At 64.3% G+C, this 21,618-nt stretch carries 16 protein-coding genes; 8 read left to right on the top strand and 8 right to left on the bottom strand.

From position 1 onward, the window contains the following. Nucleotides 1-27: 27 nt before the first annotated feature. The 5 genes from GJ668_RS15430 (at nt 28) to GJ668_RS15410 (ending at nt 4,396) form a co-directional block, all read left to right on the top strand. Nucleotides 28-1,779, top strand: coding sequence for a chloride channel protein (locus GJ668_RS15430; RefSeq protein WP_155451028.1), 1,752 nt, complete (start codon nt 28-30; stop codon nt 1,777-1,779). Nucleotides 1,780-1,918: 139 nt separating this feature from the next. Continuing rightward, complete coding sequence (locus GJ668_RS15425; RefSeq protein ID WP_155451027.1) at nt 1,919-3,499, top strand: peptide chain release factor 3; 1,581 nt, start codon at nt 1,919-1,921, stop codon at nt 3,497-3,499. A gap of 92 nt (nt 3,500-3,591) precedes the next feature. Next, a complete protein-coding gene (locus GJ668_RS15420; RefSeq protein ID WP_246194928.1) occupies nt 3,592-3,876 on the top strand; it encodes a type II toxin-antitoxin system Phd/YefM family antitoxin in 285 nt (94 codons plus the stop codon). After that, nucleotides 3,860-4,138: a Txe/YoeB family addiction module toxin gene (locus GJ668_RS15415; protein WP_186343137.1), complete on the top strand. Its 279-nt coding sequence runs from the start codon at nt 3,860-3,862 to the stop codon at nt 4,136-4,138. Before GJ668_RS15420 ends, GJ668_RS15415 begins: the two co-directional genes overlap by 17 nt. An 18-nt stretch (nt 4,139-4,156) precedes the next feature. After that, a complete protein-coding gene (locus GJ668_RS15410) occupies nt 4,157-4,396 on the top strand; it encodes a BolA family protein (RefSeq protein WP_155451024.1) in 240 nt (79 codons plus the stop codon). A 103-nt stretch (nt 4,397-4,499) separates the two neighbouring features. On the opposite strand, the gene ftsH is transcribed toward GJ668_RS15410, so the two are convergent. Then, nucleotides 4,500-6,419, bottom strand: coding sequence for an ATP-dependent zinc metalloprotease FtsH (gene ftsH / locus GJ668_RS15405; RefSeq protein ID WP_155451023.1), 1,920 nt, complete (start codon nt 6,417-6,419; stop codon nt 4,500-4,502). A gap of 377 nt (nt 6,420-6,796) precedes the next feature. Here ftsH and GJ668_RS15400 point away from each other — a divergent pair, with 377 nt between their 5' ends. From GJ668_RS15400 to GJ668_RS15390, 3 genes are all read left to right on the top strand, one after another. Beyond that, nucleotides 6,797-7,396, top strand: coding sequence for a hypothetical protein (locus tag GJ668_RS15400; RefSeq protein ID WP_155451022.1), 600 nt, complete (start codon nt 6,797-6,799; stop codon nt 7,394-7,396). A 242-nt stretch (nt 7,397-7,638) separates the two neighbouring features. Continuing rightward, nucleotides 7,639-8,739 (top strand): efflux RND transporter periplasmic adaptor subunit, encoded by a 1,101-nt coding sequence (locus GJ668_RS15395; protein WP_155451021.1) that lies wholly within the window; start codon nt 7,639-7,641, stop codon nt 8,737-8,739. Further along, complete coding sequence (locus GJ668_RS15390; protein ID WP_186343136.1) at nt 8,736-11,843, top strand: efflux RND transporter permease subunit; 3,108 nt, start codon at nt 8,736-8,738, stop codon at nt 11,841-11,843. Before GJ668_RS15395 ends, GJ668_RS15390 begins: the two co-directional genes overlap by 4 nt. Nucleotides 11,844-11,858: 15 nt before the next feature. On the opposite strand, the gene GJ668_RS15385 is transcribed toward GJ668_RS15390, so the two are convergent. The 7 genes from GJ668_RS15385 to GJ668_RS15355 all read right to left on the bottom strand — a co-directional run bounded on the left by GJ668_RS15385 (nt 11,859) and on the right by GJ668_RS15355 (nt 21,568). Further along, nucleotides 11,859-12,332, bottom strand: a complete 474-nt coding sequence (locus tag GJ668_RS15385; RefSeq protein WP_155451020.1) for a DUF29 domain-containing protein — start codon at nt 12,330-12,332, stop codon at nt 11,859-11,861. 26 nt (nt 12,333-12,358) lie between these two features. Beyond that, on the bottom strand, nt 12,359-13,600 hold the full coding sequence (gene serB / locus GJ668_RS15380) for a phosphoserine phosphatase SerB (RefSeq protein WP_155451019.1): 1,242 nt from the start codon (nt 13,598-13,600) through the stop codon (nt 12,359-12,361). A gap of 5 nt (nt 13,601-13,605) precedes the next feature. After that, complete coding sequence (locus GJ668_RS15375; RefSeq protein WP_155451018.1) at nt 13,606-14,058, bottom strand: DUF29 domain-containing protein; 453 nt, start codon at nt 14,056-14,058, stop codon at nt 13,606-13,608. Nucleotides 14,059-14,092: 34 nt separating this feature from the next. Continuing rightward, nucleotides 14,093-15,442, bottom strand: coding sequence for a metalloprotease PmbA (gene pmbA, locus GJ668_RS15370; RefSeq protein ID WP_155451017.1), 1,350 nt, complete (start codon nt 15,440-15,442; stop codon nt 14,093-14,095). A gap of 51 nt (nt 15,443-15,493) precedes the next feature. Beyond that, a complete protein-coding gene (gene tldD / locus GJ668_RS15365) occupies nt 15,494-16,936 on the bottom strand; it encodes a metalloprotease TldD (protein ID WP_155451016.1) in 1,443 nt (480 codons plus the stop codon). A gap of 77 nt (nt 16,937-17,013) precedes the next feature. Further along, on the bottom strand, nt 17,014-17,844 hold the full coding sequence (locus GJ668_RS15360) for a carbon-nitrogen hydrolase family protein (protein ID WP_155451015.1): 831 nt from the start codon (nt 17,842-17,844) through the stop codon (nt 17,014-17,016). Nucleotides 17,845-17,977: 133 nt separating this feature from the next. Further along, nucleotides 17,978-21,568: a YhdP family phospholipid transporter gene (locus GJ668_RS15355; protein WP_155451014.1), complete on the bottom strand. Its 3,591-nt coding sequence runs from the start codon at nt 21,566-21,568 to the stop codon at nt 17,978-17,980. Between the last annotated feature and the right edge of the window lie 50 nt (nt 21,569-21,618).

Genomic DNA, 21,618 nt, shown 5'->3' with positions numbered 1-21,618 from the left:
GAGGGCGAGCCAACGGCGACTCAGTTCATGTGGACAGCGTATCACAAAAATTACGCATCTCTGACTGGACGTGGTTTAGAAGCCTTGCGCCTGCGGCTTGCGCGCCCGGATGCACTCCTGGCCCATGCCGCGCTGGGCCTGCTGACCGGCTTGCTCGCCGGCCTGGTCATCATCGGCTTTCGGTTAGTCGTTGAGGGGACACTCGAATCCCTGCTGCCCGTGCATGGTGAAAACTACGAGGGATTGCCAGTCCTCTGGCGTTTACTACTGCCCATCCTGGGTGCCGTGGCGATCGCGCTGCTGTTCCTGGGATTCGCTCGGGGCAACCCGGTGCTCGGTGTCGCGCGGGTCATGGAGCGCCTGGCTTATCATCAGGGCTACATGGACGTGCGCGGCTTCGTGCTCCAATTCCTCAGTGCAGCCATCGCTATCCTGAGCGGGCACTCGGTCGGACGCGAAGGACCGCATGTCTATCTCGGTGCCTCCAGCGGCAGTCTGCTCGGTCAGGCGCTCGCGTTGCCAAACAATAGCATCCGCCTGCTCCTGGCCTGCGGAACAGCGGCGGGGATCTCGGCTTCGTTCAATACGCCGCTTGCTGGGGTCATCTTCGCACTCGAGGTCCTGGCGCTCGAATACAGCCTCCATGGCTTCATTCCGATCATCCTCGCCGCGGTGAGCGCCAATGCACTGTCGGTCGCCGTGTTCGGGAGTGCGCCGACCCTGCCTGTCCCGCCCCTGTGGCTGGCCTCGCTCTCGGATCTGGTGCCCGTGCTGCTGCTCGGGATCTTCGCCGGCGGAGTCTCGGCGGCCTACATCCAACTCCTGCAATCGATCGCCAGCCTGGGGCGGCGAATCGCGGTCTTCTGGCGGCTCTGTCTCGCCGGTCTCATCGCCGGTGTCTTTGGTGTGCTGATGCCCGAGGTCATGGGCCTGGGCTACGACTCGCTCACACAGCTCCTGACCCTGGGGTTGCCCTGGACCTTTCTCACGCTGTTGCTGCTGGCCAAGCTCCTGGCGACCTCCGCCAGCGTGGGACTCGGCATTCCGGGCGGAACCATTGGCCCGGCGCTTTTCATGGGCGCTGTGGTCGGTAATCTGACGGCTGCGATCGCCGCCGCGAGCGGGCTCATCGATAGCGGTCACGCCAGTTTCTATGCCCTGCTCGGCATGGCGGCCATGATGGGGGCCAGCCTTCAGGCCCCTCTGGCCGCGCTGACAGCGGTCGTCGAACTGACTCACAACCCAGGCGCGATCATGCCCGGCATGATGACCATCGTCCTTGCCGGCCTGATCAGCAAGCAGGTCTTCGGCAAGGATTCACTCTTCATCACGGTTCTGAAGTCGCACGGGATGGACTATCAGGCCCATCCGGTGGTCGAGCTTCTGCGCCGCAGCGGCGTGGCCAGCGTGATGAACACTCACTTTACACGCTGCGATTCAAGCCTTGATCGCCAGCAGGCCGAGCACTTGGTCAGAGATGGACTCGACTGGATCATCATCGACCACAAGGGACATCCAGCCTATCTGATGCCTGGAATCACGCTGGCCAGTCATCTTGCGCGCGACAGCGAGCGCAGCACGATCGACCTACTCGACATCCCGGGCGAACGCTTCGAGCTGGCCGCCGTCCATTTGCAGGCCACCCTCCAGGAAGCCCTCGATATCCTGCGCGATCGAGGCGCCGAAGCCCTCTATGTCACACGACCGCTCGCGCCCGGCATCGACCACATCTATGGCGTGCTGACACGTAGACGGATCGAGTCGGCCTCTCGGTACTAATGGCCTCCAGCATTAGACGCGTTCCAGGGCTGAAGATCGGAAAACGCGCGCAACTTCAATGAACGCGGTCGTAGCTCACTTCGAATCGGTATAATCAGACGCTTTTCAGCGCGCCTCCCATCCGAATCGACCTCACGCCATGACCGAACTCCTGGAACAGCTCTCCAAACGGCGGACCTTCGCCATCATCTCGCACCCCGACGCCGGTAAGACCACGCTCACCGAAAAGCTGTTGCTGTTCGGCGGCGCGATCCAGCTCGCCGGTACGGTCAAGGGGCGCAAAGCGGCGCGTCACGCCACCTCGGACTGGATGGAACTGGAGAAGGAGCGCGGCATCTCGGTCACCTCCTCGGTGATGCAGTTCCCCTATGGCGAGGCCATCGTCAACCTGCTCGACACGCCCGGTCACGAGGACTTCTCGGAAGACACTTACCGCACCCTGACGGCGGTCGACTCGGCGCTCATGGTCATCGACGTTGCCAAGGGCGTCGAGGAGCGCACCATCAAACTCATGGACGTCTGCCGGCTGCGCGACACGCCAATCCTGACCTTCGTCAACAAGCTCGACCGCGAGGGGCGCGATGCCATCGAGATCCTCGACGAGATCGAGAGCGTGCTGAAGATCCAGTGCGCACCCGTAACCTGGCCGATCGGCATGGGCAAGCGTTTCAAGGGCGTCTATGACCTGCGCACCGGGCGCACCCATCTGTTCAACGCCCAGCACGGCGGCAAGATCGTCGAGGGCGAAATCATCGAGGGCCTCGACAATCCGCGCATGGACGCGATCCTCGGCGATCAGGCTCAGGATCTGCGCGACGAACTGGAACTGGTCGAGGGCGCCAGCCATCCGCTCGATCTTGACGCCTATCTCGCGGGCAAGCAGACGCCGGTGTTCTTCGGCTCAGCGATCAACAACTTCGGTGTGCGCGAGCTGCTTGATGCCTTCGTCAGCTACGCCCCACCGCCGCTTGCGCGCGAGACCCGGCAGCGCACCGTCGATCCAGGCGAGTCAGCGTTCACCGGCTTCGTCTTCAAGATCCAGGCGAACATGGACCCTGCGCATCGCGACCGCGTGGCCTTCATGCGCGTCTGTTCCGGGAGCTACAAAAAGGGCATGAAGATGCGTCACGCGCGCATCGGCAAGAGCATCCAGGTCGCCAATGCCATCACCTTCCAGGCCGACGAGCGCCGTCATGTCGAGGAAGCCTGGCCGGGCGATATCATCGGTCTGCACAACCATGGCACCATCCAGATCGGCGATACATTCAGCGAGGGCGAGGATCTCAAGTACGAGGGCATCCCCTATTTCGCGCCTGAGCTGTTCCGGCGGGTGGTGCTCCGGGATCCGTTGCGGACGAAGGCGTTGCAGAAGGGGGTCTTGCAACTCTCGGAGGAAGGCGCCACTCAGTCGTTCCGGCCGCTCAAAAACAACGATCTGATCCTGGGCGCGGTCGGCGTGCTCCAGTTCGATGTCGCCGCCTATCGTCTGAAGGCCGAATATGGCGTCGAGGCGGTGGTTGAGGCGGTCAGCGTCAAGACCGCGCGCTGGATCCAGTGCGACGATCCTAAGATGCTGGAGCGCTTCAAGGAGAAGTGTTACGAGCATCTGGCGCTCGATGGCGACGACCAGCTCGTCTATCTGGCTCCGACGATGGTCAACCTGAGTCTGGCCGAGGAGCGCTGGCCCGAAGTGCGGTTCCTGGCCACCCGCGAGCTATAACCTGAACGGATCGGGAGTCTGAAGAAAATCGGATCTCCACAAGGCCGACCTGGCTTATAGTTGTACGCCGTACCTGTACAACTAAGGAGTCGATGATGACGATTGAAACGACCTACAGTCAGGCTCGCGAGCAACTCAAGACACTGATGGATCGCGCTGTCGACGACCGCGAGGTCGTTGTGGTCCGTCGTCGTTCGGGTGAGGCGGTCGCCATGATCGCGGCCGATGAGCTGGAAGGACTCATGGAGACGGCTCATTTGCTGCGCTCGCCCAAGAACGCCGAGCGCTTGCTCACGGCCTTGACGCGGGCACGCACCACAGATTTGCCGCCGATGTCCATTGAGGCGGTGGAGAAGCACTGTGGCCTCGACCGCTGAAACCAAACGAATCGCGGTCTTTCAACCGGAATTCCTGGAAGATCTGAGCTACTGGGTGGAAACGGAGCGGCGCACGGCCAAACGTCTGCTCGAACTCGTGAAGGCGACTGTACGCGATCCCTTCAAGGGGATCGGCAAGCCGGAACCTTTGAAGTATCTCGGGCCTGATGTTTGGTCACGTCGCATCACGCAGGAGCATCGCTGTGTCTATCTGGTGAAAGCGGATCGGATCGAATTCCTGCAAGGCCGCTATCACTACTGAATGATGAGGAGTCAGAACTTGGAAACCGAAGCCGTCGCACAACTCATTCGCGCGGGTCTGCCTGGATCTGAGGTCCGAGTCACGGGAGATGGCGAGCATTTCGAGGCCGTCGTCGTCAGTGACGCCTTCGAAGGGCTGTCGCTCATCAAGCGTGAGCGTCTCGTCATGGAAACAGTCAGGGAGCAGGTCGCCAGCGGCGAACTGCACGCGCTCTCCATCAAGGCGCGCACGCCGGCTCAGCAGGCCGCGCAAGGCTGAGCACTCCCCGCGATCATTTTTGAAGCACAGACGAAAAAGCCCCGCCGAAGCGGGGCTTTCCTGTTTGGGCGGCCTCGACGCCGCCCGATGAGACACGGGACGCTTAGACCCCGCCGATAGCGATCGGCGGCTGACCGGGAGCGCCCTCGCCCTGCGTCGCCCCACTGCCGCCATCAGACTTGGTCGTCGGACGCCCGCCACCATGCTCGTCGGGCACCCGCATCGGGCGACCGGCCATGATGTCGTCGATCTGATCCTTGCCGATGGTCTCGTAGGTCAGGAGCGCCTCGGCCATGGTGTGGAGCTTGTCGAGATGGTCATCCAGGATCTGCTTGGTGCGCTGATAGTTGCGGTCGATAATGTCGCGCACCGATTGATCGATCGCCAACGCTGTCTCGGGCGAGACCTGACGCTGCTGGGTTACTGAGCGTCCGAGGAACACTTCACCCTCATCCTCGGCATAGGCCAGCGGCCCCATGCTGTCGGACAGACCAAAGCGCGTGACCATGTTGCGCGCGATGTCAGTGGCGCGCTCGATGTCGTTCGAGGCCCCGGTCGTGACCTGCTCAGGTCCGAAGATCATCTCCTCGGCCAGCCGCCCGCCGAACAGGCTGGAGATCTGGCTTTCGAGCTGGCGCTTGCTCATGCTGTAGCGATCGCGCTCGGGCAGGAACAGAGTCACGCCCAGCGCCCGACCGCGCGGGATGATGCTGACCTTGTGCACCGGGTCGTGCTCGGGCACCACGCGCCCGACGATGGCATGTCCGGCCTCATGATAGGCGGTGAGCTTCTTCTCGGACTCGGACATCACGATGCTACGGCGCTCAGCACCCATCATGATCTTGTCCTTGGCCTTCTCGAACATCTCCATATCGACATCTTCGCGACCGGAACGCGCGGCGAACAGTGCCGCCTCGTTGACCAGATTGGCCAGATCCGCGCCCGAGAAACCCGGCGTGCCACGCGCGATGGTGCGTGCGTCGACATCCTCGGCGATCGGCACCTTGCGCATGTGGACTTCCAGAATCGCGGCGCGTCCGGCCAGATCCGGCAGTCCCACCACCACCTGACGGTCGAAGCGGCCCGGACGCAGCAACGCCGGGTCGAGCACGTCGGCGCGGTTGGTCGCGGCGATCACGATCACGCCCTCGTTGCCGGTGAAGCCGTCCATCTCGACCAGGAGCTGGTTGAGGGTCTGCTCGCGTTCGTCGTGTCCACCACCGAGACCGGCACCACGCTTGCGCCCGACGGCGTCGATCTCGTCGATGAAGATGATACAGGGCGCGCTCTTCTTGGCCTGCTCGAACAGATCGCGCACGCGCGAGGCGCCGACACCGACGAACATTTCGACGAAGTCCGAGCCGGAGATACTGAAGAACGGCACCTTGGCCTCGCCGGCGATAGCGCGCGCCAGCAGTGTCTTACCGGTTCCGGGCGGGCCGACCATGAGCACGCCGCGCGGGATGCGTCCGCCCAGGTTGGAGAACTTCTGCGGGTTGCGCAGGAAGTCGACCAGCTCGCCGACTTCTTCCTTGGCCTCCTCGACGCCGGCCACGTCACGCAGGGTCACCCGCACCTCGCCCTCGGCGTGCTGGCGCGCGCGGCTTTTGCCGAAATTGAACAGACCACCCGCGCCGCCACCCGAGCTACGGCGCATGAACCAGATCCAGATGCCGGCCAGCACGATGAAGGGCAGCCAGGCGGCGACCAGTTGCATGAAGACGCTCGGCTGTTCCGGCGGCTTGGCGCGGATGATGACATTGTTTTTGAGCAGATCACCGACCAGCCCAGGATCGCCCGGATCATAGGTCTCGAAGCGCGAGCCGTCGCTGCGCATCCCCTTGATGGTCTCGTCCTGAATGGTGACCTCCTGGACGGCGCCGCTGGAGAGTTCCTGCAGGAACTGGCTGTAACTGAGATTGCGCGCCTCGATCTGATCGGAGGTGGTGAGGCTGTTGAGCATCATCACCAACCAGAAGGTGACGGCAATCCAGAGAAGAATGTTCAGGATCTTGGCATTCATAGTTCGGAGCTATCCTCGTTGACCGGATCGGGAGCCTGGGCGCGGCGTTCGCAACCGTCGCCCGTCTTGCCAGGTTAGATCGGGTCTGGGGCTGTAAATCCAACGGGGGGGTGGTTCGCAACGACTCCCTGTTGACCGGAGCTTATCAGGGTTTGCGCGTGGATTGGAATTCGGTGAGTGCCGCCGCGTGCGTTTAGAAACCAGGACCGGAGCGGGTGCCCTTCATGCCATCGCAATAACGTGCGCGGATCGCGCAATTCAGTCAAAGCAAGCACCTATTGCTATTTCACAATTTTCTTATATACTAAAGATCCTTCGCGACGACGAAAAAACCAAGAATCCCTGCTTGCAAACAATTTTCTTCCAAGGTGTGTCATATGTCCAAACTGATCAAAGCCGCCTCCGCCCTCGCACTCGCTGCCGCCACCACCACGGCCTTTGCCTGGTATGCCGCGCCCTATCAACCCGTTGCCCCCAGCGCTGAGCAGCATCAGGCGATGCTGGAGCAGCACGACAAGGCCATGCGTGCCGCCTTCGAGGCCCAGCGCCAGTTCGCCGAGCAGCAGATGGCCTGGGCTGAGCAGGCCCGGAAGTCCTGGCCCGCACCCGAGTTCCCGGCCCATCCATTCGCGTCGACGCCCGAGTTCCCCGAGATGCCGCCCATGCCTGAGTTCGGCCAGTATCCGAGCGCGCCTGAGTTCCCGGAGAGGCCCGAATTCGGCCAGTACCCGGCCATGCCAGAGTCGATGGACGCACGTCTCCAGGAACTCGACAGCCAGCGTGAGCAGCTCAAGCAGCGTATCGATGAGCGCCGCGCGGCGATGAAGCAGTGGAGCGAGGAGCGTCGTGCTCAGCATCCGACCCGCCATCTTGGTGAGCCGCTGAGCCGTGCCTTCCCTGAGCGCCCCTGCCCCATGACGGGGCCCCAGTACCAGGCGCAGGCTCCGGTTGCGCCCTCGACCCAAACCACCCAGTGAGATCGCTTGCCGGCTCAAGGGATTGACCCAGAAGCACGCATCTGAGACAACGAACGGCCCCATCATCGACGTGATGGGGCCGTTTGCGTTTCGGCGATGTCGGGAACTCTCGATGGAGTCGAGCGACTAAACCGCGTCCAGTCCGATACGCGTCTTTATAAGCGACGCACCCCAGTGCGGACACCGTTTAGCCAGGAGGCCCCTGGCGCGAATACGAGACATCACAGAGCGAGTCCCGATCGATGCGTGTTTTCTCGATGCCGATTCTGATGACGATGCTGGTCTGGCTGGCCGCACCGAACGCCTGGGCCGCCAAGTCTGACGGAGCACCGGCGGCTACGCCCGTGGTGGTCGCCGAAGCGCGCGTCCAGCCGCTCAGCGAGCGGGTCGAGGCTCTGGGCACACTCCAGGCCAACGAGTCGGTCGCCATCACATCCAAGGTGACTGAAACCATCTCGGTCGTGCACTTCGACGACAATCAGCGTGTACGCGCCGGCGATCCGCTGGTCGAGATGACCAGTGCCGAGGAACATGCCTTGCTCGAAGAGGCCAACGTGCGGGCACGCGAGGCCGAGCGTCAGTACAACCGCGTCCGGTCGCTGGTCACCCAGCGCTCGGCCTCAGAATCCCTGCTCGACGAGCGCAAGCGCGATCTCGACACCGCGCGCGCCCTGCTCGTTGCCATCGAATCGCGCGTGGCCGACCGCTTCATCAAGGCGCCTTTCGATGGGGTGCTGGGTCTGCGCACCGTCAGCCAGGGCGCCCTGGTCGAGCCGGGCGATCTCATCACGACGCTCGATGACGATCGTTTGATGAAGCTCGATTTCAGCGTACCCAGCGTCCATCTCGCCTCGCTCCAGCCTGGATTGGGCATCGAAGCGACGAGCTCGGCCTTCGGTGAGCAGGTCTTCAGAGGTGTGGTGCGCGGGGTCGACAGCCGGATCGATCCGGTCACACGCTCGGTGCGGGTGCGTGCCATCCTGCCCAACCCCGACTTCAGGCTCAAACCTGGACTCCTGATGCGCGTGGTGCTGCTGCTCGATCCGCGCGAGGCGCTCATGGTCCCTGAAGCGGCGGTCCTGCATCGCGGACAGGAGCACTTCGTACTGCGGGTGCAGGAAAGCGAGGCAGGACTCACAGCTGAACGGACCCAGATCCACATCGGCACGCGCATCCCCGGCTGGGTCGAGGTCCGTGATGGACTGGCGCCGGGTGAGCGCGTCGTCACCGAGGGTCAGGAGAAGGTCAGACCCGGTCAGCCGATCCGGTTCATTTCCAGCCCCGGCGCCACGAACGCATCGAGCGCGCCCCAGACCGACACCACACCGGACCCGATACCGTGATCCTCTCCGACGTCTCCATCACCCGCCCGGTTCTGGCCAGCGTACTCTCGCTGCTGTTGGTCGCCTTCGGACTGGTCTCCTTCGACCGGCTGCCGCTACGCCAGTTTCCGGACATCGATCCGCCGGTGGTCTCGATCGACACCACCTATCGCGGCGCGGCGGCGGCCGTGGTCGAGACCCGTATCACCCAGATCATCGAGGAACGCATCGCCGGCATCGAAGGTATCCGCACCGTCGAGTCGACCAGCGAGGACGGGCGTTCGCGCATCAGTATCGAGTTCAACATCGACCGTGATGTCGACAGCGCCGCCAACGACATCCGTGACCGCGTCTCGGGCATCATCGACCAGCTCCCGCTTGAGGCCGATCCGCCCGACATCCAGAAGGTCGACAGCAACGACGACGTCATCGTCTGGTTCAATCTCTCCAGCGAGCGGATGACGGTGCCCGAACTCTCGGACTATGCGCGCCGCTATCTGGTCGACCGCTTCTCGGTGCTCGACGGCGTGGCGCGGGTGCGGGTCGGCGGCAATCAGACCTACGCCATGCGCGTCTGGCTCGACCGCCACGCCCTGGCCGCGCGCGGGCTGACGGTCGCCGATGTCGAGGAAGCACTGCGGGCCGAGAACCTGGAACTGCCCGCCGGCGAGGTCGAATCGATCGACCGCCAGTTCAGTGTGCGTGTCGATCGCGCCTTCAACACTCCGGACGACTTCGCGCGTCTGGTGCTCAAACGCGGCGAGGGCGGCTATCTGGTGCGTCTGGGCGATGTGGCGCGGGTGGAGCGCGGCACCGAGGAGGAACGCACCTTCTTCCGCGGCAACGGCACGCCGATGGTCGGGATCGGCATCATCAAGCAGTCGACCGCTAACACCATCGCCGTCGCCCAGGCGGCCAAGGCGGAGGTGGAGCGCGTCAACCAGTCATTGCCCGAGGGGATGCGACTGAGCCAGAGCTTCGACAGCTCGGTGTTCGTCGAGGAGGCGATCAAGGAGGTCTACAAGACGCTCGCTATCGCCATTGGTCTGGTGGTGCTGGTGATCTTTCTGTTCCTGGGCAACTGGCGCGCGACCCTGGTGCCGGCGGTCACGGTGCCGGTGTCGATCGTCTCCACCTTCACCGTGCTGCTTGTACTCGGCTTCTCGATCAACATCTTGACCCTGCTCGCCCTGGTACTGGCCATCGGGCTGGTGGTCGACGATGCCATCGTGGTGCTGGAGAACATCCACCGGCGCATGGAGGAGTACGGCGAGACACGGCTGGTCGCCGCCTATCGAGGCACGCGCCAGGTCGGCTTCGCTGTCATCGCGACCACCATCGTGCTGGCTTCGGTCTTCATCCCTATCGCCTTCCTGCGGGGGGATCTGGGACGGCTGTTCGCCGAGTTCGCGCTGACCATGGCGGCGGCCGTGGTCTTCTCCTCCTTTGTCGCGCTTTCGCTCTCCTCGATGCTGGCCTCCAAGGTGCTGCCGCCGGCTCACCGGCCCGAGGGCGAGCGTGCCGGACTCGCCGAGCGCATCGACCGCGTCTTTCTGTCGATCCGCCATGTCTATCGACGCCTGCTGGAATTTCTGCTGCGCCAGCCCTGGATCATCCTGCTGGCGCTGATCGCCACGCTCGGCGCGGCCGCCTGGCTGTTCGAGCGTATCCCGCAGGAGTACACCCCCAAGGAGGATCGCGGCGCCTTCTTCATCCTGGTCAATGGTCCCGAGGGCGCTTCGTACACCTACATGAAGACCTATATGGAGGAGATCGAGCGCCGGCTCATGCCCTATGCCGAGAGCGGCGAGGCGATCCGGCTACTGGTGCGCAGTCCGCGCGCCTTCTCCAATACCGCGACCTTCAACACCGGCATGGTGATCATCGTGCTCGACAGCCATGCCAAGCGCCGCTCGGCCTGGGTCATCATGGACGAGATCCGCGCCAAGCTTGCCGATCTGCCGGGGGTGCGCGCCTTCCCGGTCATGCGTCAAGGCTTTGGTTCTCGCACCAGCAAGCCGGTTCAGTTCGTCATCGGCGGCGGCAATTACGAGGAACTGGCCGCCTGGCGCGACACCCTGGTCGCTGAGATCGAAAAGGACAATCCCGGACTGGTGGGACTCGACTGGGACTATAAGGAGACCAAGCCGCAGCTTCGGGTCGAGATCGATTATGACCGGGCAGCCGACCTCGGGGTGACGGTCGGCACGCTCGGGCGCACGCTCGAAACCATGCTTGGCTCGCGCCGGGTGACCACCTATCTGGATCAGGGCGAGGAATACGACGTCATCCTGGAGGGCGAGCGCGATGAGCAGCGGACGCCGACCAGTCTGGAGAACATCTATATTCGCTCGGCGCGCACTGACGCCCTGATCCCGCTCGCCAGTCTGGCGCGCGTGACCGAGACCGCCGAGTCACCCAGTCTCAACCGCTTCAACCGCATCCGCGCCATCACCCTCGAGGCCAGTCTCGCCGAGGGGCTGGCGCTCGGCGAAGCGCTCGATTATCTGGAATCCAAGGCCCGCGAACACCTGCCCGAGCACGCTCAGATCGACTACAAGGGTCAGAGCCGCGATTTCAGGAGCAGTGCCGCCGGCGTGCTGTTCGTCTTCGTGCTGGGGCTGATGGTGGTCTATCTGGTGCTGGCCGCGCAGTTCGAGAGCTGGATCCATCCGCTGGTCATCATGCTCACCGTGCCGCTGGCCATGGCCGGGGCACTGTTCGGGCTGTGGATCACCGGTCAGAGTCTCAACATCTTCAGCCAGATCGGACTGGTGATGCTGGTGGGACTCGCGGCCAAGAACGGCATCCTCATCGTCGAGTTCGCCAATCAGTTGCGCGATCAGGGGCAGGAGTTTCGCGCAGCACTACTCGAAGCGAGCGAGACCCGGTTGCGGCCCATTCTCATGACCGGCATCACCACGGCGGCGGGCGCCATTCCGCTGCTGCTCTCCAGTGGTGCCGGCTCCGAGACGCGCGCGGTCATCGGTATCGTCATCCTCGCTGGCGTGCTGGCGGCGACGGTCTTTACGCTGTTCGTGGTGCCCGTGGCCTATGACCGGCTCGCACGACATACCGGATCGCCGGGAGCGGTCAAGCGGCGGTTGGAGCAGGAGATGGAATAGTCGATGACAGCGCGATTACTTTCTTGGCTCTGGATAGAATTGCTTGTCCAGCAATTGCGCTTCGTCGTAGGGACATTGGCTCGGAAAACGATCGGCGGACAAGCCCGTTTCGTCGCTCGCGAGTTCGACGGCGTCAACATAGGCTTCGATGACCGTCGCGGTCAGCAGTGACTTGAGACCAGGAGACTTCCGCAGACGCTGATGGATCCGGTCGCGCTGTTCAATGATGGTCGAGCGCCAGCTTCGCCCATCGAACTCGATCCACTTATCGGATAGATACTGGAACTGATATTCCCACTTAAGCAGATGCGCGAGCAGGATCGTCAGACGGTTTTCCAACTCACGCTGCTCGCTCTTGCTCATATCGCTCAGCTCTTCCAGCAGATTCTCGATATCCAGATCGCCAAACTGGCCAGCGCGCAATAACTCGGCGTTACGACGCGCCCAGGCCGTGTAGTCCTTGTGATACAGCTGGCTGAGTTCAGTCATCTCGAACACCTTGAATAGCAGACCTATCAGGTTCCTGAAATCGCGCTAGGCGACAACATTTCGACATCCCGGTCACGCATCCCGAGCAAATAGAGGATGGCGTCGAGTCCCACGGTGGCGATGGCATGACGCGCCTGTTCGGTGACGATGGGCTTGGCATGGAAGGCGATGCCGAGTCCGGCGATGGCCAGCATCGGCAGATCGTTGGCACCGTCGCCGACGGCAATGACCTGCTCCAATCGAATGCCCTCGCGCTCAGCGATCTCGCGCAGCAGCTCGGCCTTGCGCGCACCGTCGACGATCTCGCCCGAGACTTCGCCAGTGAGCTTGCCGTCCTGGAATTCGAGCCGGTTGGCGTGGACGTAGTCGATACCGAAACGCCGTTGCAGATGCTCGGCGAAATAGGTGAAACCACCCGAGAGGATCGCGACCCGATAGCCGAGCCGCTTGAGCGTGGCGATGAGCCGGTCGGCACCCTCGGTGATTGGCAGACGCGCGGCGATCCCGGCTAGCACCGACTCGTCCAGCCCCTTGAGCAACGCCATGCGCTGCCGGAAGCTTTCCTTGAAGTCCAGCTCACCGCGCATCGCCGCCTCGGTGATGGCCGCGACCTCGGCACCCACACCAGCCGCCGCCGCCAGCTCGTCGATGACTTCGGTTTGAATCAGCGTCGAGTCCATGTCGAAGCAGACCAGCCGCCGGTTGCGGCGGAAGATATCGTCTTCCTGGACCGAGATATCGACATCCAGCACCCGCCCGAGCGCCAGCAGGTCACCATGCAGCTCGGTCAGGTCGGGCACCGCACCGCGCACCGAAAGCTCGACCGAGGCCAGCGCCGCCGGCAGGCGCTCGCGCCGCGAGATGCGCCCGGTCAGACGCGCGATGCGGTCGACATTCAGACCACGCTCAGCGACCACGGACGAGACACGCGCGATGTGCTCAGCCTCGATCTCGCGTCCGACCAGGGTCAGGATATGGCGCGGCTGGCCCTGCTCATGCACCCAGCCTTCGTAATTGTCCTCGGCGATCGGCGTGAAGCGGATATCGAGTCCCAGCGTGTGGGCGCTGAACAGCAGTTCCTTGAAGACCCCGCAGTCGGTGCCGGCGCGCGGCAGCTCGACCATCAGACCCAGCGCCAGGGCGTTGTGGATGGTCGACTGGCCGATGTCCAGGATCGGCACCTGATAACGGGCGAGGATGGCGGTCAGGGCGGCGGTGATACCGGGACGGTCCTCGCCGGTGACATTGATCAGGACGATTTCGCTCATCGGTATCAGATCGCTTCGTTCTCAGTCGGCATCCAGTTCAGATCGAGGATCATGGCGATCGACCAGGGACACTGCGGCGGAAAGTCGGTCAGGCCGGTTTCGTCGATCGCCTTGGCGAGTGCATCGGCCCAGACATCCTCCCACCAGTCGGCGTCATCCAAACTGTGTTTCAGACTGGGCGTGCGCTGGAGACGGCGCGCGATGCTCTGACGCTGGATACGGATCGTCGCCTCCCAGCTCCGGCCGCGGCGCTCGGGTTGAAATCGCCATTTCAGTAGATGCATGAGCAACACCGCCATGCGACTGGCCAGCTCACGCTGCTCACTCTTGCCCACGTCCTCGATCTCCTCGACCAAATGTTCGATATCGAGCCGATCGAACTGGCCAGTGCGCAAGAGTCGCGACTGTTCGTTGGCCCAGGCGATCACGTCCTGCTCATACGTGATGACGCCAGTCATGATGGTGGCTCTCGTCTCGATGGAGGTGGATACACTATTCCCCGGCGATCGTCATCCGATCGATCAGCCAGGAACCGGTGCGGGTGCTGCCCGGAAAGTCGCAGTCGTTGCCGACCGCCACCAGTCCGGCGAACATCTGTTTGAGATTGCCGGCGATGGTGATCTCCTCGACCGGATACTGGATCTCGCCGTTCTCGACCCAGAAACCGGAGGCACCGCGCGAGTAGTCGCCTGTGACCGCGTTGACGCCGTGGCCCATGAGTTCAGTGACCAGCAGCCCGGTGCCCATCTCGCGCAGGAGCGCGGTACGGTCCAGTTCGCCCATCTCGATGGTGAGATTGCGCACCCCGCCGGCATTGCCCGTGGTCGGCATTCCGAGCCGGCAGCCCGAGTAGGTGTCGAGCACATAGGTCTGGAGCACACCGTCGCGCACCAGATCCTTGGCGCGTGTGGCCACGCCGTCGCCGTCGTAGGGTGCGCTGGAGAGTCCGCGCCGCAGATGCGGCTGCTCATGGATGCGCACGAATTCGGGGAAAATCGACTTCCCGAGATGGTCGAGCAGGAAGCTGGAGCGTCGGTAGAGGCTGGCGCCATTGATGGCCGAGACCAGACTGCGCAGAAGCCCGGTCGCGACCTCAGCACGAAACAGCACCGGCGCCTCGCGCGTGCCGAGCCGCCGCGCGCCGAGACGCGCGACCGTGCGTTCGGCTGCCCGCTCGCCAACCGCGCGCGCCGCGTCCAGATCGGACGACGCACGCGCGGTGGTCCACCAGTAGTCGCGCTGCATCAGCTCGCCGTCCTGGCCGATGACGGCACAGTTGAGACTGTGGCGCGTGGTCGGATAGCCGCCGATGAAGCCGTGAGTGTTGCCGGCAACATGGATACCGAGATGGGTCGAGAGGCTCGCGCCCTCGGAGTTGACGATACGCGGATCATAGGTGCGCGCCGCGTCCTCGCAGGAGACGGCCAGTTCGATCGCCTGCTCGACCTCGATCGCCCAGGGATGGCAGAGATCCAGATCCAGGATTTCGGTGGCCATCAGCTCGGGTGGGGCGAGATGCGCACAGGGATCGTCCTGAGTGTGCTCGGCGATGGCGCGTGCGGCGCTGACGGCATCGCGCACCGCCGCTGGACTCAGATCCGAGGTGCTGGCCGAGCCTCGGCGATGGCCGAAATAGAGCGTGATGCCCAGACCATTGTCGCGAGTATGCTCGACGGTCTCGACCTCGCCGAGACGCACCGCGACCTCCAGTCCGGCACTGCCGCCGACCGAGGCCTCGGCGGCGCTGGCCCCCTGGCGCCTGGCCTCTTTCAGCAGGTCTTCGATGATCTGTTGCAGCCGGGCCAGACGCTCGGCGGTGTCCTCGGTGGTCAGGATGGGCATGGTTGAAATCTGTACTTGGACTGGATTCGAATCAGATGCGCGGCGTTCAGACTACTGACTGGTGCCGCCGACAGTGAGGCCGTCGATGCGCAGTGTGGGCTGGCCGACGCCGACCGGGACGCTCTGGCCTTCCTTGCCGCAGGTGCCGACACCTTCGTCGAGCCTGAGGTCGTTGCCGATCAGGCTGACGCGGGTCAGCACGTCCGGGCCGTTGCCGATGAGGGTGGCGCCCTTGACTGGACGGGTGATGCGCCCCTTTTCGATCAGATAGGCTTCGCTGGCTGAGAACACGAACTTGCCCGAGGTGATGTCGACCTGACCGCCGCCGAAGTTGACGGCATAGAGTCCCTTGTCGACCGAGGCGATGATCTCCTCCGGGTCGCGCTCGCCGGCGAGCATGTAGGTGTTGGTCATGCGCGGCATCGGCAGATGGGCGTAGGATTCGCGCCGGCCGTTGCCGGTGGGCGTGGTGCCGGTGAGTCGGGCGTTGAGCTTGTCCTGCATGTAGCCGCGCAGGATGCCGTCTTCGATCAGCACCGTGTTCTGGGTCGGCGTGCCCTCGTCATCGAGATTGAGTGAACCGCGCCGTCCGGGTAGCGTGCCGTCGTCGACCACGGTCACACCCTGGGCGGCGACCCGCTGGCCGAGGCGCCCGGCAAAGGCCGAACTGCCCTTGCGGTTGAAGTCGCCCTCCAGACCATGGCCGACGGCCTCGTGCAGCAGCACGCCGGGCCAGCCCGAGCCGAGGACCACGGTCATGGTTCCGGCCGGAGCCGCGACGGCGTCCAGATTGACCAGCGCCAGCCGCACCGCCTCGCGCGCAAAGGTCAGCGCCCGATCCTCGACCAGGAAATAGCCAAGATCCGCGCGCGCCCCGCCACCGCTCGATCCCTGCTCGCGCCGTCCGTCCTGCTCGGCGATGACACTAACGTTCAACCGCACCAGCGGACGCACGTCGGCGGCCAGCGTGCCATCGTCGGCCAGCACCAAGACCGTGTCCTGGACCGCGACCAGACTGGCGACGACCTCGCGCACGCGCGGATCGGCGCGGCGAGCCTCGGCATCGACCCGTTGCAGCAGCGCGACCTTGTCTGCGTCGGGCAGACTGCCGATGGGGTTGAGCGGCTCGTAGAGGCGCTGCTTGGTCGGCGCCTGCCCGATGCGCACCTGCCCCTCGCGCCCACCGCGCGCAATGGCCCGCGCCGCTGTGGCGGCTTCGAGCAGGGCCGGAAGCTGCAACTCGTCTGAATAGGCAAAACCGGTCTTCTCGCCGCTGACGGCACGCAAACCTGCACCCTGCTCGATGCTGAAGTTGCCATCCTTGAGGATGCCGTCCTCCAGCACCCAGGATTGCAGACGGCTGTACTGAAAATAGATGTCGGCCGCGTCTACCGCTGCACTGGTCAGATGTCCGAGCAGACGGTCGAGTGCGGACTCGTCCAGTCCGGCCGGAGCGAGGATGCTGTCACGGGCGATGGCGATAGGGTCATTCATAGGCTCGAAATTAGGCGGACTCTTGTATCAGTGGCAAGTGGTGCATGGTTGTGCCGTTCACGCTCAGAGTTGCGGGCTCAAACGCTGCATTTCAAACGACGATGATGGATGGTCGGGAAACTGCGCCGCACCGATTCCAGGAATTCGCGGTCGATCGAGGCGCAGACAAAGCCTGTTCCGCGCGGCACCTGCGCCAGAATGGTGCCCCAGGGGTCGACGATCAGGCTGTGTCCATGGGTCTCGCGACCATTGACGTGGAATCCGCCCTGAGCGGCGGCGACCACATAAGCCAGGTTCTCGATCGCGCGCGCCCGCATCAGCGGCTCCCAGTGGGCCTTGCCGGTGACAGCAGTGAAGGCCGAGGGCACGGCGAGGATTTCGGCCTCCTCATCGAGCAGGCGCCTGAATAGCTCAGGAAAGCGCAGATCATAACAGACCGCCAGACCCAGACGCCCGAAGGGTGTGTCGATCACGACCGGCCTGGACCCCGGCTCGATGACCGCCGACTCGTGATAGCGCTCGTCGAGACCCGGCAGATTGACATCGAACAGATGGATCTTGTCGTAGCGGGCGACGCGCTCGCCACGGTCGTCGAAGACCAGGCAGGCGGCGCGCACCCGGCTGGAGTCGCTCGCGGCCAGCGGAATGGTTCCGCCGACCAGCCAGATGCCGAACTGCTTGGCCAGACGCGCCAGAAATGATTGGAGCGGCCCCTCACCCTCGGGTTCGCGGATATCGAGCTGATCGCGATCCTCCTTGCCCATGAAGGCGAAATTCTCGGGCAGAACCAGCAGTTCAGCTCCCTCTTCCACCGCTTCACGGGTCAGACGCTCCACCTCGAACAGATTGGCGCTGACATTGGGTCCAGTCGCCATCTGGATCGCCCCGATCTTATGTTTTTCTTTCATCTCTTCTTACACCTAAATCCTGCCCATGGCCTGGCGCGGCAGTCGGCGCCCATCCTGACTGGCGGCCTATCGCCGCCGTTTCGCTCGATTGTTGCAACGATACCACCAGACTCCGTTCACCGAAAACCGAGCCTCAGGGCAGATCCATAAAATGATTGGTGTCGCGTGATGATTGTGTGTCTTGGTTCTCGCTTTCGGTCGCCGAACCGAAACCGCTGAACGGCTCCCAGCCGACGCGCGTCCACTCAGGGGCGTTCCAGGAGCCGGCGAGGCGATATTCATAGCGGCCGAGCCGGTCGAGTGTGTTGCCGGTGGCGCGATCGACCAGATAAACGGCCGCGCCGACCACCGGGCCGCCGGCCACGGCGCTGGCCAGGGCCACGCTCGAACCGAGTCTTGGCTCGACGAGCACCCGCTGATCGAGCTGCCGGCTGGCCAGATTCGTGACACCGGCCAGGATCACCCTGGCGGCCGGTCCCTCGATTGAAAAGTCGTCGAAGCGCGCCAGCCCCTGCCCGATGAGAATCCGTCCGCCTACGCGCTCGAAGGCGAACCCCTGGGCGTGGAGATCCGAGAAGTCGAGCACCAGCCGGCGACCGATCGAACCGAGATCAACGAACCCAAGCAGACGCCCGACCCCCGGCTCGACCTTCAGCAAGCGCCCGGCGCCAACCTCGATGTCCAGCTCACCCTCGGCGCGGGCCCAGGCAAAGCGCGTCGGGCCGCCCGGCCAGCGCAATTGAACGCGCGCGCCGGCCGTCTTGGCCTCGATCGCGGTCTGCTCGTCGAAGACGCTCAAGAGCTGTCCCGGATCGGGCACACTGGCCTTGAGGTTGAACCGGCTCGCGCCGCCATCGGCGGCGCGAATCCACTCCCCGACGCCCTCGACTGTCAAGAGTCCCGGACCGCTCAGCTTCAGACGCGGAAAGCGCGTGCCCAGTGCGTCACGACGCAGCGTCAGATCCAGTGTTCCAAGTCGGCGTTCGCCCCAATCGAGCCGCTCGACGCGCAGATCGAGCGAGGGCAGCCCGGTGATCGGGCCCGGACCGGCGCTCGGCGTGGAAACGACCGGTGTCGGCGTCCCCGCGGACTCAGGACGCGCCAGCAAAGGCTTGAGATCGACCCGTTCGAGATCAAGCTGCAAACGCTCGCCATTCGCCCGTTTCGGCCAGTGGACGCGACCGGCGAGCTCGCGCGCATCGAGTCGCAGCCGCCAGCCGGATGCATCGGGCGTCCCGCTGAGCTTGAAGGCGTTGAGCGTCAGCTCGCCAAAGCGGAGACGGCCAACCTCGACGTCCAGGCTCGCCAGCGTGACGCCGCCCAGGTCGTTCGCGGTCGGGTCGAAACCCGTTGACTGGGTCCGGGCAGGCCAGTCATCGAGATCCAGCGTATCGAGCGTTCCGGCCAGCGCCAGTCCGTCGTCCTGGCTGGCGAGCGACAGTGCGATTGGCTGGCGGCCGAGCCTGGCGGTGACTGAGGAGGCCTCGATGCCGCGCTCGTTGAAGCGTACCGCGCCGCCGAGGTCCGAGAGCTGGATGGGCGTCCCGCGCAGGCCGAGCGTAGCTGGCGCGGGCCAGCTCAGGACACCCGATACGCCGAGTCGGCGCTGTTTCACTAACGGCAGATCGATGTCCAGAACCAACTGCGACTGACCACCGACCTCGAGGATCCCAGCGAGCTGGCCCAGTGTGTCGGCGAGCGGCGTCTCGGCCAGCGTCCGGCGACCGTCCGTGAACGGACCGCGCGCTTCGCCATGGATGCTGAGGCGTTTGAGTCCACGCAGATCGGGTAGATCGACCCGGCCATTGGAAAAGGCGCTATCGAGAATACGTCCGCGATCGACCCGGATCGTCAGCCCCTCGTCGAGAAAGCGCAGATGACCGGCGGCGGATTCAATCGCCGGCCAGTCGGGCTGATAGTCCAGTCGCAGATCCTCGAATTCGAGTTTCAGATCGAACCGGCCCTGGCGCTTGCGAAAGGGATAATCCGCCGGCGCACCGCGAAAGATCAGATCGCCCTGAGTGACACGCCCGGAAACGATCGCGGTTTCGAGCCAGTTCAGCAGTTGAGGATGCATGAGACCGGCGGGCAGATAGGGACGGACGTTGGCGCCATTGCCATCCTGGAAGCGTGCGCGCAGATCCACGAAGGGACGCCCGTCGGCGCCCGGCAGTTGCAGCTCCAGACGCCCCTGGCCGCTGAGATCGGCATTCTTCAGCGCGAGCTGGTAGACCACGAGACGCCAACCGCCAGCGGTCTGGCGCTCCCAGTCCAGACGTCCATCGAGCCGGTCGAGCCGCAACGGGCGATCGAAAACAGGGTTCAGGTCCAGCGCCAGCCCATTGGTGTCCAGACGCGCCCGGCCGCCGTCCTGATCGCCGCCGAGCACCAGATTCAGTCCGTCGAACCCCGGCTGTCGCCCCTGCCGGTCGAGTCCGAACTCCGACAGACTGACCGAGAACTGCCAGCGCGGCGGCACTGACGCGTCTTCGGAGCGCGCGAACCAGAGCGACAGGTCGTGCAGGCGTCCGCGCGGGTGACGCTCCAGGAGCGTGCGCAATGGGTCAGGACCTGACCAGGGACTGGCCCGCAGCAGGGTGCTCAGGTCGGACAGATCCAGATCCGCGAGACGCCCGTCCAGCGCCAGCAGCCGACCGTCGGGACTCAGACGCAGACCCAGGTCCAACCCCGCGAGTGCCGCGCCATCGACCCCAGCCTCCAGTCCGGCGATCTGTACGCTCCAGCCAGACGCCAGCGCCCGCACCCGCGCCAGCGCATTCAGGCGCCAGGACGGCGGCGGTTCATGCCTGTCCTTGTCGGACCACAGGCGCACGCTTTGCACATCCGCCCGAATCAGCGCCTGTTCGAGCCGGCCGTCCTGAAGGTTCAACCAACCCTCGATCGCGGTACGCCCGGTATCCAGCCACCCCTGATCCAGCACGCCCGGCGGTAACAGCAAACCGAGATTCGCGCCGTCCAGACGAAGATACCCGCGACCACTCCAGGCGCGCGGATCCGCCGGCGGACCCTGCAAGCGCATGGCCAACTGGAGAGACTGTCCGTCGACCTCCGGCGTGCTCGAATCAGTGCTGTCATCATCGGTTTCGCGCACGAGCGGTACGGGCGGAACCGGTCGGGCGGAGAGATCGAGCCAATGGCGCTCGCCGGCGTTTTCCACTTGCAGGCGGGTATCGACCAGACGCAGCCAATGGCCGCCGTGCGTCGCGTCACTGAACAGGATCTCGCTCTCGATCAGATCGAGCCGACCCTGGCTCAAAAACTGTTTGAGCGCTCGCGGATCACTCTCTCCCAAGGCTTCCAGGCCACGCACCCGGATGCGCCCGTCCTCGCCACGCTCCAGCTCCAGGTGCGCGCCAACCAGTGTGACACCGGCGATCTGGAGCGAACGGCTCGACAGCGACGCCTGGAGGTTCAGATCCAGCTCGACGGCGTTCAGGGCCAGCGCCCGCGTCACCGCGTCCGGATCGGCGAGCGTGACCCGTTCCAGCGTCAGTCGCGGCTGCCATCCGGCCATTCCAACCCGCAGGGTTCCGATCGAGACCCGATACCCCAAATGCTCGGAGAGCTGCTCAGCGATGCGTTCGCGATACTCGCCAGCCAGCGGCGGCGCGAATCGCACAACCGAGACCAGCAGCGTCAGGGTCACCAACCCCAGGAGCATGAGGGTCGTCAGCAAGACCGTAAAGCGTATGAGCAAAGGCATGGCGGGACTGTCGGTGATTGCCTGAAAAGACGCTCCCGTTCCTCTCAAGG

Origin of the sequence: Allochromatium palmeri, from assembly GCF_009720725.1 — a bacterium.
Taxonomy (GTDB): domain Bacteria; phylum Pseudomonadota; class Gammaproteobacteria; order Chromatiales; family Chromatiaceae; genus Thermochromatium; species Thermochromatium palmeri.
The sequence above is the reverse complement of the archived record's forward strand: the minus strand, read 5'-3'. Positions and strand labels throughout refer to the sequence as shown.

Bases quoted from the DNA above. Each gene is read 5' to 3' on its own strand.
- GJ668_RS15375 (WP_155451018.1), bottom strand. From the start codon at position 14,058: ATGACTGGCGTCATCACGTATGAGCAGGACGTGATCGCCTGGGCCAAC.
- GJ668_RS15385 (WP_155451020.1), bottom strand. From the start codon at position 12,332: ATGACTGAACTCAGCCAGCTGTATCACAAGGACTACACGGCCTGGGCG.
- GJ668_RS15360 (WP_155451015.1), bottom strand. From the start codon at position 17,844: ATGAAAGAAAAACATAAGATCGGGGCGATCCAGATGGCGACTGGACCC.
- pmbA (WP_155451017.1), bottom strand. From the start codon at position 15,442: ATGCCCATCCTGACCACCGAGGACACCGCCGAGCGTCTGGCCCGGCTG.
- GJ668_RS15355 (WP_155451014.1), bottom strand. From the start codon at position 21,568: ATGCCTTTGCTCATACGCTTTACGGTCTTGCTGACGACCCTCATGCTC.
- GJ668_RS15430 (WP_155451028.1), top strand. From the start codon at position 28: ATGTGGACAGCGTATCACAAAAATTACGCATCTCTGACTGGACGTGGT.
- tldD (WP_155451016.1), bottom strand. From the start codon at position 16,936: ATGAATGACCCTATCGCCATCGCCCGTGACAGCATCCTCGCTCCGGCC.
- GJ668_RS15395 (WP_155451021.1), top strand. From the start codon at position 7,639: ATGCGTGTTTTCTCGATGCCGATTCTGATGACGATGCTGGTCTGGCTG.
- serB (WP_155451019.1), bottom strand. From the start codon at position 13,600: ATGAGCGAAATCGTCCTGATCAATGTCACCGGCGAGGACCGTCCCGGT.
- GJ668_RS15420 (WP_246194928.1), top strand. From the start codon at position 3,592: ATGATGACGATTGAAACGACCTACAGTCAGGCTCGCGAGCAACTCAAG.
- ftsH (WP_155451023.1), bottom strand. From the start codon at position 6,419: ATGAATGCCAAGATCCTGAACATTCTTCTCTGGATTGCCGTCACCTTC.
- GJ668_RS15400 (WP_155451022.1), top strand. From the start codon at position 6,797: ATGTCCAAACTGATCAAAGCCGCCTCCGCCCTCGCACTCGCTGCCGCC.
- GJ668_RS15425 (WP_155451027.1), top strand. From the start codon at position 1,919: ATGACCGAACTCCTGGAACAGCTCTCCAAACGGCGGACCTTCGCCATC.